Below are 12174 nucleotides of genomic sequence, written 5' to 3'. Positions count from 1 at the left end.
ACACAACAGACATTATGCCAGCAAATGACACACTTTTCACGGCCTGCGGTAAATTCCGCCGCGGCGCTTGTGCTAAGGTCTTTGTCAGATGAGCCGCAGACCAGGGCTCAAACGGTTATTCTGTACGTCATTATGAGGAACCCCATGACCACCAGCCTACCGCGACACCCGGCTTTTTTATCCCTGCAGGGCGGTATCAATTTTCGCGACCTCGGCGGCCAGCGCGCCGCCGACGGACGCACGGTACGCAGCGGCAAGTTGCTACGCTCCGGCGCGCTAAATCGGTTGACGGCGGACGATCTCAACCATCTGGCGACGCTGCCGCTCAGTCGGGTGCTCGACTATCGCGACCCCGGCGAAGTGCAGCGCACCCCTGACAAGCTTAGCCCGCTCACTCACTATTTAAACGCGCCCGCTAATCCGCCGCTCGGCGATGCGAATGCGAAAGTCACCGAGCTGAATGCTGCCACCCTTAACGCGCTGAACGGGGAGCAGTTTATGCTGCAACTGTATCGCCAGTTGCCCTTTAATAACCCGGCCTATCGCCAGCTCGCCGCCTGGCTGACCACGCCTTTTGAAGGCGCTTTACTGCAACACTGCGCCGTCGGCAAAGATCGCACCGGCGTCGGCTGCGCGTTAACCCTGTTTGCCGTCGGATGCGACAGCGAGACGGTCATGGAGGAGTATCTGCTCACCCACGGCATGCTGACACAAGTGGAAGCCTGGATGCTGGAGATGCTGGGCAACGACCTGACGCCCCAGGGACGCCAGAGTCTGGCGGATATCCTGACGGTGAAAGAGTCCTATCTCGCCGCCGCGCTGTCAGCCATCCACCAGCGCTATGGCACGGTCGACGCCTGGCTGGCAGAAGAGTACCAGCTCACCGCCCCGGCACGCGCTTCGCTACAGGACCGGTTACTGGAAGGATAACCTCCCTGTCACCCGCGTGAGAGGCGGCGATTGCATCATCCGCCAGCCCCGTCAGCCGAGGCGACAGGGAAAAAAATGTGATTTCGTACACATCTGATTTACCTGTTTAGCGGAATGCACATATAATGCGCTCCCATCTACTGTCTCAATCATTAACAAAGGCCTGTGTGGCGTTGATTTCGCACACGACATTAAAGACTATGAAATTATCTACACTCTTAGCGGCAGCCTTCGCCCTCGTAGGCTTTTGCAATACAGCGTCTGCTGTCACCTATCCTTTGCCGACCGACGGCAGCCGTTTGGTTGGTCAGAATCAGGTCATCACCATTCCGGATGATAACAAGCAGCCGCTGGAATACTTTGCGGCGAAATATCAGATGGGACTGTCCAACATGCTGGAAGCCAACCCGGGGGTGGACACCTATCTGCCAAAAGGCGGTAGCGTCCTGAACATCCCGCAGCAGCTGATCCTGCCGGACACCGTCCACGAAGGCATCGTCATCAACAGCGCCGAGATGCGTCTGTATTACTATCCGAAAGGCACCAACACCGTGATCGTTCTGCCGATCGGTATCGGCCAGTTAGGTAAAGATACGCCGATTAACTGGACCACCAAAGTCGAACGCAAGAAGGCCGGCCCGACCTGGACGCCGACCGCCAAGATGCACGCTGAATACGCCGCTGCCGGCAACCCGCTGCCAGCCGTCGTACCGGCCGGTCCGGATAACCCGATGGGTCTGTACGCGTTATATATTGGCCGTCTGTACGCCATCCACGGCACCAACGCTAACTTTGGTATTGGCCTGCGCGTGAGCCACGGCTGCGTGCGTCTGCGCAACGATGACATCAAATTCCTGTTTGAGAATGTGCCGGTCGGCACCCGCGTGCAGTTTATCGATGAGCCGGTAAAAGCGACCACCGAGCCGGACGGCAGCCGTTACATTGAGGTTCACAACCCGCTGTCGACCACCGAAGCGCAGTTCCAGGGCGGCGAAATCGTGCCGATCACCCTGACTCAGCCGGTACAGGCGATCACCAGCCAGTCTGATGTCGATCAGAACGTGGTTGAGCAGGCTATCCAGAACCGCTCCGGCATGCCGGTGCGTCTGAACTAAGTTCTGCATGACAAGAAAAACGGCGGGCCTGATGCCCGCCGTTTTTTTATCTGCATTTCCCCGGGCTGCGGCTGACGCCTTGCCTGGGTTACCAAACCTGACAACACCCTGGGCCTGCTAAGCGCTGCGCAAACAGGGGTCCCCGGTCTAGCCGTTATTCACCAGAATAATCCCGCCGTGATCGTAGCGATAGTGACAGTGGGCATACTCCAGCGGCGTACCGTCTTCGAGGTAGATCACCTGTTCAACCTCCAGCACCGGGTCGGTGAGGTCGCAGTGAAGATGTAATTTATCCAGTTCATCCGGCTTCATCGCACGCACCACGCGGTAAGATCCCATCAGCTTCAGCCCCAGCGTCTCCTGGATATAGCGAAACACCGAGCTTTCCAGATGGCTTTTATTGAGCCCCGGCACCAGCCCCACCGGCATGACCGTCAGATCCAGCGACACCGGTTCCCCGTTGAGCAACCGCAGGCGAACGAAGTCATACACCGGCGCATCGGCGTCAATCAGCAGCGAACTCTGCTCTTTGTCGCTGGGAAAACGCACCTCAAAGCGCACCACTTCGCTTTGTACCTCGCCAAGATGCTCCCAGGTTTTGGTGGCGCCAAAATAGTCGCTGCCGGGCAACTCCCACTGCGACAGCTGGAGAAAATTTTTCCGCACAAAGGTACCCAGTCCTTTGCGGGTATAGATAAGCCCTTCGACGATTAACTGACGCATCGCCTGCTGGATCGTCATCCGGCTGGTGTTGAACTCCGCCGCCAGCGCAAACTGGTCGGGTAGCGGCGCGCTGGCAGGATACTGCTGGCTGATGATGCGTTTTTTTATTTCCCGCGCGATTTGCAGATACTTCGCCGTCATTCCCGGTCCTTTTACATTCTGTGTGTGGTTGGCGGACAGCATACTTGACCTGACCGCCAGGACACTGTTACATCGCTTCGCCGTTGCTGTGGATCACCTGCTTTAGCCACGCATAGCTCTTCTTCGGCACCCGCCGCAGATCCTTGAGGTCATGGTTCTCACGATTGACGTACACCACGCCGTAGCGCTTACGCATATCGCCCTGAGAGCTGAGGATATCGATTAATCCCCAGCCGAGATAGCCAATCACCTGCGCGCCGTCCTCAAATATCGCCGCTTTCATGGCGTTAATATGGTCGCGATGGTAGGCGATGCGGTAATCATCGGCAATGGGATGTTCGCCATCCCAGGATTCGATCACCCCGATGCCATTTTCAATCGGGAACACCGGTAGCCGCCAGTCATTGTAATAGCGGGTGATGATCATGCGAAATCCCAGCGGATCGATCTGCCAGTTCCATTCCGTCGCTTTCAGGTACGGGTTATCCTGATTACCGAATAGCATGTAATTGTTGACCGCCGTTCCCGGCGGGATCGCGTCGCTATTGAGCGCACGGCTGGCGTAATAGCTGAACGCAAGATAATCGACCTTCACCGTCGCCATCAGCGCGATATCTTCAGGGCGATAAATATCGTCAAAGCCTTGGCGAGCGACAAAATGCATCACTTCCGGGCTATAACCCTCGCCGGCGTAGGCGCGCAGCAGGTTCTGGTTTAAAAACTCGTCCAGTTGCTGGGCGCAGAGAATATCGCGTGGTTTGCAGGTAGCCGGATAGACCAGCGCATGGGCCAGCATTCCGCCCATCAGGCACTGCGGCTTCGTCTGATGCAGATAGTGGGTCAGATGGACATGCGCCATCATCACGTGGTGCTGGATCTGGTAGAGTTCGCGCAGCGTTTTATCGCCACGCAAATAGCCGGTGATCAGGAAGGCTTCCGGCGAATGGTAGAGGTTCTGTTCATTGAAGGTCAGCCAGTACTTCACCTTATCGCCGTAACAGTCGATCATCTTCTGGCCATAGCGGATAAAGGCGTCCATGACCCGGCGGTCGGTAAAACCGTTGTAACGCTCCGCCAGCGACAGCGGCATATCAAAGTGATACAGGCAGATCATCGGTTCAATACCGCGGGCAATGAGTTCATCGATAAACTGATGGTAGAACGCGATCCCCTCTTCATTGAATTCGCCGTCCCCTTCCGGGCACACCCGGCTCCAGGCGATCTGGAAGCGGTAGCAGTTCATGCCCAGATCCTGCATCAGATCGAAATCTTCGCGAAAGCGATGATAGGAGTCGGTCGCGACCTTCCAGTCCGAGGCGAATTCCGCCGGTTGACGAATATCGTACACCGACATCCCCTTGCCCCCCTCGTTCCACGCCCCCTCCGTCTGCATGCTGGAGACGGAATTACCCCATAAAAAATCTGCCGGTAGTGTGTTCTTCATGCTGCGCCTCGGTATATGACTAGTCATTTAACTGTAATGACTAGTCATATACAAAAGATCCGCCACCGAAGCAAAAGTCGGATCGTTTTCTGTGAGCCAGGCAAACAAAAAAGATCGCCGCAAGCGGCGATCTTTATAGGCACGGAAAAAACGGCGTTACTGCGCGTCAAGCTGATGACGACGATATTCCCCCTGTCGCTCCAGCATCCAGCCCGGATATTCGCGCGGCAGGGCGCTGACCGCGTCAAGCTGGCGCAACTCATCATCGCTCAGGCGGATAGCGGTCGCAGCGATGTTATCCTGCAACTGCTCGGCCCGTTTGGCGCCAATAATGACGCTGGTCACCGCCGGCTGATGCAGCAGCCACGCCAGGGCAATCTGCGCCACCGATACCCCTTTTGCTTCAGCTATCACCCGCATGACGTCGATGCAATCAAATGCGCGCGCTTTATCCACGGGCGGAAAGTCGAACGCCAGGCGACGACCACCCGCTTCCGCCTCGCCGTCGCGGCGGTATTTCCCGCTCAGCAGGCCGCCCGCCAGCGGACTCCAGACCATCAGGCCGAGTCCTTCGCTTTGCAGCATCGGCACCAGCTCACGTTCCAGGTCACGCCCGGCAATCGTGTAGTAGGCCTGCAGAGAAGCAAAGCGCGAGAGTCCAAGGCGTTCCGCGATGCCCAGCGCTTTGGCGATTTGCCAGGCCGCCCAGTTTGAAACACCGATGTAGCGCACATGCCCCTGCTGTACCAGGGTATCCAGGGCCGATAGCGTCTCTTCGATCGGCGTCGCCGGATCGAAGCCATGCAATTGATAGAGATCGATATGATCGAGCTGCAGGCGGCGCAGGCTCTCCTTCACGCTGCCCATGATGTGGTACCGTGAGCTGCCGCGCGAGTTCACGCCGGCGGTGCCGGTTTCGCCAAACACTTTGGTCGCCACCACCACGTTTTCACGCGGGATTTTCAGGTTTTTCAGCGCCTGACCGGTAATCTCTTCAGAGCGCCCTTCCGAGTAGACGTTGGCGGTATCGATAAAGTTGATCCCGGCGTCCAGCGCGCTGCCGACCAGCTGTTCGGCTTCAGCCTGGCGCAGCTGGCCGATTTTGCCCCACATCCCTTCTTCGCCGCCGAAGGTCATGGTGCCCAGGCACAGCTCAGAGACAAACAGACCGGTATTGCCCAGTTTTTGATATCGCATAGCACTCTCCTCAACAGGATGGTTATCGTCAGCGGTATAGTTATACCGCTGTGTCGAGGCGTGCGAATGGGGTGTTTCTGTCAGTTTCTTGCCCAATTCTGCAGAAATCAGGCGCAGAGTTTAAAGAGCCAATAGCCGCTGATGGCCGCCCATAGCAGCATAGGAATGGAGTAAAGATGGAAGCGCCACCAGATCCGCCGATCGCTGGCCATGCGCAGGGCGATGATATTGGCCAGCGATCCTGGCAGCAGACCAAAGCCGCCCACGTTAACCGCCCAGGCAAGCAGTATCGACGGCGGGACATAGTTGAGCAGCAGAATGGTCGAGGGCACATTACTGATCACCTGAGACAGGCCGATGGCGGTCAGCCACAGTCCGCCGCCGGAAAGCGTCCCGACGCCGCTCAGCACATGATGCAGCGCCGGAAGCTGGGTCAGCAGGTGGACGTCGATAAACATCACCATAAACACCAGCAGCAGCGACCAGTCCACATGGACGATCACCGCCCGGGCCAGAATCAGGAAGCCCAGCAGCACCAGCGCCAGCCCCCACAGCGCCTGATTCATCTCCAGCGCGGTCAGGAACACCAGATACAATCCCAGACAGCTCCAGACCAGCTTAGGCTGCCACGATGGCGCCTTATCGCTACTCTGGTAGCTAAGCCGGTTTGCCGGGAAACAGAACCAGCACAACACCAGCAGGGTCAACATCATTGCCGCCGCCAGGGGTAACATCTCGCCGATAAACCCGACGAAAGAGAGGCCGGACCGTCCCCACAGCAAAATGTTCTGTGGGTTGCCGATCGGCGTCAGCAGCGACCCGGCGTTAACCGCCAGCGCTTCGAAGATAATCAGACGGTTAACCGGGATCGCACACCACTTTTTCAGCGTCAGCGTCAGCGGCACCACAATAAACAGGGCCACATCGTTGGTCAGGAAGGTGGACAGGAGCGCTGCCGCCAGCACCATAAAGATGGCCAGCTGGCGCTCAGTCACGAAGCGGCGGGCCATTTTCCGCCCCAGCACGTCAAAGTAGCCGCTCAGTTCAATGCCCTTGGTCAACAGCATCAGGCCGCTGAGCGTGATGATGGTATGCCAGTCAATGGCCGCCGGCCAGCTTGCCGGGACAAACGGCACGATGGCGCTGAGCACACAGGCGATAATCAGCAGCAGGTGTAAAAAACGGTCGCGCAGCAGCGACTGAACAAAGGGAAGAGTCATGCTTCCTGGGATCCCTGTTTCTGGGTAAATTTCAGGAACATCGCCAGCGTCTCTTCACTCACGTGATGCTCCATTCCCTCCGCATCGCGGCGGGCGATTTCCGGACTGACGCCAATGGCCAGCAGAAAGTTTTCCACAATCTGGTGGCGTTCGCGACTTTCCTGGGCCAGCTTTTCCCCTTCCGGGGTTAAGAAGATCCCGCGCCAGGGGATCTGTTCGATCAGACCCACGCTGGCCAGGCGTTTGAGCATTTTGGCGACCGTGGGCTGCGAAACGCCAAGACGCGCCGCCATATCCACCTGGCGCGCCTCCCCCACTTCGTTGATCAGATCGGAGATCAGCTCCACATAGTCATCGATCAGTTCGCGGCGATGCGCTTCCCGCACCTGACGGAACCCCTCAACGTGCTCTTCAACATTTACTAACTGCGTCACTTTTTTTGTTATTGGCTTACCTGCGCGACGGTTCATTGTGCTTCCTCATTCGTGTGACGCGTCAAGCATCATATAAAAAGATCCACATTGTAATGGATTGCGCCAAGAGCACAAAAAATTAACGTTTTAGCCATAGCTATAAAATATAGCCTGTGCTATATCTGTATGTAATGCAAACAGCCATCATGGATTGACGGCGTGAACAGGCAGGAGGAGAGCAGATGAACGAATTCAAGAGGTGCTTAAACGTGTTTAGCCATTCACCCTTTAAAGTACGATTAATGCTGATCGGTATGCTGTGCGAGATGATCAACGGTAAACCACAGCAGGGCAAACCCCATTCCTAAGGCGGCGTCGCGGTACGCCGCTTCATTTTTCTGTCATCTTCTGCCGGCAAAATGACCGGTTTCCCCCGTTTCCCTGACCTTTTTTCAAGTTTTGTAAGCGCCCTCGCAAAACAATCTGTTATGCCTGGTTGACCTTACCATTTACAAGCCCTATCTTTGCACAGCCCTGCCACATTCGCGGCTCGCAGAGACCCTCTTCACGCACTGTCCAGCAGGTTTTACCCCTTGTCGCCAGGGGATGCGCATGGCCTCTTTTTGATTGTTTACTATGAATGTCACCACCCTGAAAGATACGCTGGTCGCCCGCCGACTGGCACTGAACCCATGGACAGGATTCTACTTTTTACAATCGCTGTTGATTAACCTGGCGCTGGGCTATGAATTTAGCCTGCTCTATACCGTGGCATTTACCTGCGTGTTACATCTTCTGTGGCGCGCTTTTCCGCGCGTCCAGAAAGGGGTAGTCGGCGCCTATTCGCTGCTGGCGGCCCTGTATTACCCCTTTGGCCAGGCTTACGGCGCCCCCAATTTCAACACCTTGCTGGCGCTGCACGCGACCAACGTGGAAGAATCTACGGAAATTCTGACCATCTTCCCGTGGTACAACTATCTGCTGGCGGTCTTCATTTTCGCACTGGGGATCATTGCGGTCCGCCGCAGGATCGTTGAGCCCTCCCGCTGGGGAAAAATGGAGACCCTGGGCCTGCTGTTCAGCGTCGGGATCTTCTTTCTGCAGCCGGTGCAAAACCTCGCCTGGGGCGGCGTGTTCAAGGTGATTGACACCGGTTATCCGGCCTTTCGTTTTGTGAAAGACGTGGTGGTGAATAATAACGAGGTGCTGGACGAGCAGGCGCGAATGGCGCAGCTGGCCGGCATGAAAGACAGCTGGCACGTGCTGGCGGTGAAGCCAAAGTACCATCTCTATGTGGTGGTGATTGGCGAGAGCGCCCGTCGCGACGCCCTCGGCGCCTTCGGCGGCCACTGGGATAACACGCCGTTTGCCAGCTCAGTAAACGGTTATCTGTTTAACAACTATGTCGCCGCCAGCGGCTCGACGCAGAAATCGCTCGGCCTGACGCTTAACCGGGTGGTCGACGGCAAACCGCAGTTTCAGGATAACTTTGTCACCCTCGCCAACCGCGCGGGTTTCCAGACCTGGTGGTTCTCCAACCAGGGGCAGATTGGCGAGTACGACACCGCTATCGCCAGCATCGCCAAACGTGCGGATGAAGTCCAGTTCCTGAAAAACGGCGATTTCGAGGCCAATAAAAATACTCAGGACGAGCAGTTATTAAAGCTGACCGAGCAGGTACTCTCTACGCAGCGCACCCAGCCGCAGCTGATTGTCCTGCATCTGATGGGTTCTCACCCGCAGGCCTGCGATCGGACCAAAGGCAAGTACACGGTTTTCGTCCAGTCGAAAGAGACCTCCTGTTATCTCTACAGCATGACGCAGACCGATTCGCTGCTGGCTAAGCTATACAGTCAGTTGCAAAACTCCGGCGATACCTTTTCACTGACCTACTTTTCCGATCATGGTCTGGCGTTCAAGGAGCGGGGAAAAGAGGTGCAGTATCTGGCGCATGACGATAAGTTCCAGCAGAACTTCCAGGTGCCGTTTATGGTGCTGTCCAGCGATGACAAAGCGCATAAAGTGATTAAAGCGCAGCGCTCAGCGAATGATTTCCTCAGTTTCTTCTCCCAGTGGACCGGGATCAAGGCGGCGGAAATCGTCCCGCGCTATCGTTTTATCTCTGAGCAAAAGGCCGGTCCGGTGTACATCACCAACTTCCAGCTGCAGAAGGTGGACTACGCTCACCTCGGTACCGATGAGTTCACCGTCAATTAATCGTGCAGGCCCGGCCAGTCGCTCAGGCTGGCCGGCAACAGGCAAAAAAAATCCGCCCCGAAAGGCGGATTTTTTATATCACCGGAGTGATTAGAAGCGGTAACCCACGCCAGCAATCCAGGTACCGACGTCAACGTTACGAATACGAGACTGCTCGTAGGAGAAGTCCAGAGCAACGTTTTCGATCGGGTTGAACTGCAGACCAGCACCGTAGGAGAAACCGTAGTCGCTCATATCGGATTTCTGGTTCGGGAAGTTGTTGTTCTGGAATTTACCGTAACCAACACCCACTACACCGTAGATGCTTGCCCAGTCGTTCAGACGGTAAGCCGGACCTGCGGTGATGCCGTAGTACTGACCTTTGTTGTAAGTACCGTTGCTGGTGTTATCCTTTTCGGTGTAGGTGAAGGAACCGATAACGCCCAGCGGGTTGTTATCTTGCTCGTAACGGTATTTCAGGTTGAAACCGCCAGCTTTGTTCGCTTTACCCTGCATGTCGCTCTGCGCGTAACCGCCGGTTACGGTAGAAGTTGCAGCAAATGCAGTGGTACCTACGGATGCAGCCAGAACAACGGCCAGTGCTGAAAGACGTGCAATTTTATTCATAACCACCTCAAATGTGTTTCTAATAAGTCCTAAGCCTTAAATATATCAAAAACTTTTGGGAAACTCTTTGGAGTTTACATTGTCTAACATACTTTTTCATGTAACCAAAAGTTTCCATATTTCTATAACAATATGGAAAACAACAATTTTTGGCGTTAACGTACATCTTAACGCTCATTAAGAAATTCGCAAGCATCCAGATTAATCTTAATCACCTGGCGAATTTCTCAGCAACGTGCGCCATTCTACTGTTTTTGCCTCTGTTTTTTTCAACATTAGCTCAACCGTCAGCAGGTTATTCCAGTACACTGGCACTTTTACGACTTTTGACAAAACCTGACAGGAGAAAGGATGCCCGGTCCATCCCGAAAAGCGGCGGCATGGTTGCCGATTCTGGTGATTTTAATCGCCATGACCTCGATTCAGAGCGGCGCATCGCTCGCCAAATCGCTGTTCCCGTTGGTCGGCGCCCCGGGGGTCACCGCCCTGCGCCTGGCGCTCGGGACGCTGATTTTGGTGGTCGTGTTCAAGCCATGGCGGTTACGTTTCTCCCCGGCGCAGCGCGTGCCGCTGCTACTGTACGGCCTGGCGCTCGGCGCGATGAACTATCTCTTTTATTTATCCCTGCAGCGTATTCCGCTCGGCGTGGCGGTAGCCCTGGAGTTTACCGGCCCGCTGGCGGTGGCGCTGTTTGGTTCGCGCCGACCGCTGGATTTTGTCTGGGTGGCGCTGGCGATCCTCGGACTGTGGTATCTCCTGCCGCTGGGGCAGAACGTGGCGCAGGTCGATTTAACCGGCGCGCTCTTTGCCCTGGGCGCCGGCGCCTGCTGGGCGGTCTATATTCTGACCGGGCAGCGCGCCGGTGAAGAGCATGGGCCAGCCACGGTGGCGATGGGGTCGCTCATCGCCTCGCTGGTGTTTGTTCCGTTAGGCATGGCGCAGGCTACGGATACGCTGTGGCAATGGTCGCTGCTGCCGATGGGGCTGGGGATTGCTATTCTCTCAACCGCGCTGCCCTACTCTCTCGAAATGATGGCCTTGACGCGCCTGCCGACGCGCACCTTCGGCACGCTGATGAGCCTTGAACCAGCATTAGCCGCCCTTTCCGGTATGGTCTTCCTCGGCGAAACGTTGAAGCTCTCCCAGACCCTGGCGCTGGGCGCGATCATTATCGCCTCGATGGGCGCCACGCTGACCATGCAGCGACAAAGTAAAATCGAGCAAGTCGATATCAATTAACATTCTGTTACGCCGCCGGCCCGTGAGAAATCCGGGCCGTTCAGCTAAATATAACCCTATGATATTTAGCGACTTTCAAAATAACCAACCACTTTGCGCTATCGAAGTGATATGGCCTGCCGATGCCTCACTCTTTGAAACCCTTGCTATACTTAGTCCCGAAGTTACCTGGGACAACGCTCCACATCATTCAGATTTGAAGTGTGACGAGCATCAATATCAAGAGGATATGAAACGATGAGTACCGCAAAACTGGTTAAATCAAAAGCATCTAATCTGGTCTATACCCGCAACGATGTCGCTGACAGCGAAAAGAAAGCGACCATTGAGCTGTTGAATCGCCAGGTGATCCAGTTCATTGACCTGTCACTTATCACCAAGCAGGCACACTGGAATATGCGCGGTGCGAACTTTATCGCCGTGCACGAAATGCTGGATGGCTTCCGTACCGCGCTAACCGAGCACCTGGACACCATGGCGGAGCGCGCCGTGCAGCTGGGCGGCGTCGCACTGGGCACCACTCAGGTCATTAACAGCAAAACGCCGCTGCAGAGCTACCCGCTCGATATCCATCACGTTCAGGATCACCTGAAAGCGCTGGCTGACCGCTATGCCGTCGTCGCTAACGATGTGCGCAAGGCGATCGATGAAGCCAAAGACGAGGATACTGCGGATATTTTCACCGCGGCCTCCCGCGATCTGGATAAATTCCTGTGGTTCATTGAAGCGAATATCGAGTAAGGCTTTGCCGCCGGCCGCAGCGCGGTCGGCGGCGCCTTTACTTTTCTCGCCCACCTTTCTGTTTTCCGTTCTATCCGTTTCCCCTTCTATGCTTTTCGTCCCCCTGCTGGCCATGCACTGTTTTAGGGCGCCAAATTGATGAAAATGCGCGCAAAAGTAAAACAATTGTAATAATCACCTCACACAAT

11 protein-coding genes and 1 pseudogene are annotated in these 12174 nt (G+C 55.8%); 6 read left to right on the top strand and 6 right to left on the bottom strand.

The window, feature by feature from the left end:
- Positions 1-14: 14 nt before the first annotated feature.
- Together A1WC_RS17800 and ldtB are read left to right on the top strand one after the other, a co-directional pair.
- A pseudogene (locus tag A1WC_RS17800) lies at positions 15-930 on the top strand (tyrosine-protein phosphatase).
- Between the two features lie 200 nt (positions 931-1130).
- Positions 1131-2045, top strand: a complete 915-nt coding sequence (gene ldtB, locus A1WC_RS17805; RefSeq protein WP_008805784.1) for a L,D-transpeptidase — start codon at positions 1131-1133, stop codon at positions 2043-2045.
- Positions 2046-2192: 147 nt separating this feature from the next.
- On the opposite strand, the gene A1WC_RS17810 is transcribed toward ldtB, so the two are convergent.
- The 5 genes from A1WC_RS17810 to mntR all read right to left on the bottom strand — a co-directional run bounded on the left by A1WC_RS17810 (position 2193) and on the right by mntR (position 7240).
- Positions 2193-2909 (bottom strand): GntR family transcriptional regulator, encoded by a 717-nt coding sequence (locus A1WC_RS17810; protein WP_016160535.1) that lies wholly within the window; start codon positions 2907-2909, stop codon positions 2193-2195.
- A gap of 67 nt (positions 2910-2976) precedes the next feature.
- Entirely contained in the window at positions 2977-4353 is a 1377-nt protein-coding gene (locus tag A1WC_RS17815) for a glycoside hydrolase family 1 protein (protein ID WP_012542372.1), read from the bottom strand.
- 156 nt (positions 4354-4509) lie between these two features.
- Positions 4510-5550 carry an aldo/keto reductase gene (locus tag A1WC_RS17820; RefSeq protein ID WP_008805781.1) on the bottom strand — a complete coding sequence of 347 codons (1041 nt, stop codon included), beginning with the start codon at positions 5548-5550 and terminating at the stop codon, positions 4510-4512.
- 107 nt (positions 5551-5657) lie between these two features.
- Complete coding sequence (locus tag A1WC_RS17825; protein ID WP_012542373.1) at positions 5658-6770, bottom strand: anion transporter; 1113 nt, start codon at positions 6768-6770, stop codon at positions 5658-5660.
- Positions 6767-7240 carry a manganese-binding transcriptional regulator MntR gene (gene mntR, locus A1WC_RS17830; RefSeq protein ID WP_008805779.1) on the bottom strand — a complete coding sequence of 158 codons (474 nt, stop codon included), beginning with the start codon at positions 7238-7240 and terminating at the stop codon, positions 6767-6769. The genes A1WC_RS17825 and mntR overlap by 4 nt, the downstream gene beginning before the upstream one ends.
- A gap of 185 nt (positions 7241-7425) precedes the next feature.
- Between mntR and mntS the strand changes: the two genes are divergently transcribed.
- Positions 7426-7551: a manganase accumulation protein MntS gene (gene mntS / locus A1WC_RS17835; protein ID WP_012542374.1), complete on the top strand. Its 126-nt coding sequence runs from the start codon at positions 7426-7428 to the stop codon at positions 7549-7551.
- Between the two features lie 268 nt (positions 7552-7819).
- Positions 7820-9400, top strand: coding sequence for a phosphoethanolamine transferase (locus tag A1WC_RS17840; protein ID WP_012968654.1), 1581 nt, complete (start codon positions 7820-7822; stop codon positions 9398-9400).
- A 90-nt stretch (positions 9401-9490) separates the two neighbouring features.
- Here the strand turns inward: A1WC_RS17840 and ompX are convergent, their stop codons facing one another.
- On the bottom strand, positions 9491-10006 hold the full coding sequence (gene ompX, locus A1WC_RS17845; protein ID WP_008805777.1) for an outer membrane protein OmpX: 516 nt from the start codon (positions 10004-10006) through the stop codon (positions 9491-9493).
- A gap of 351 nt (positions 10007-10357) precedes the next feature.
- Here ompX and rhtA point away from each other — a divergent pair, with 351 nt between their 5' ends.
- Both rhtA and dps read left to right on the top strand, forming a co-directional pair.
- Positions 10358-11245, top strand: a complete 888-nt coding sequence (gene rhtA, locus A1WC_RS17850; RefSeq protein WP_008805776.1) for a threonine/homoserine exporter RhtA — start codon at positions 10358-10360, stop codon at positions 11243-11245.
- A 237-nt stretch (positions 11246-11482) separates the two neighbouring features.
- Positions 11483-11986: a DNA starvation/stationary phase protection protein Dps gene (gene dps, locus A1WC_RS17855; protein ID WP_002895841.1), complete on the top strand. Its 504-nt coding sequence runs from the start codon at positions 11483-11485 to the stop codon at positions 11984-11986.
- Positions 11987-12174 lie beyond the last annotated feature (188 nt).

The organism is Klebsiella sp. KTE92, assembly GCF_000398905.1.
In the GTDB taxonomy this organism is placed as follows: Bacteria; Pseudomonadota; Gammaproteobacteria; order Enterobacterales; family Enterobacteriaceae; genus Klebsiella; species Klebsiella variicola.
The sequence above is the reverse complement of the archived record's forward strand: the minus strand, read 5'-3'. Positions and strand labels throughout refer to the sequence as shown.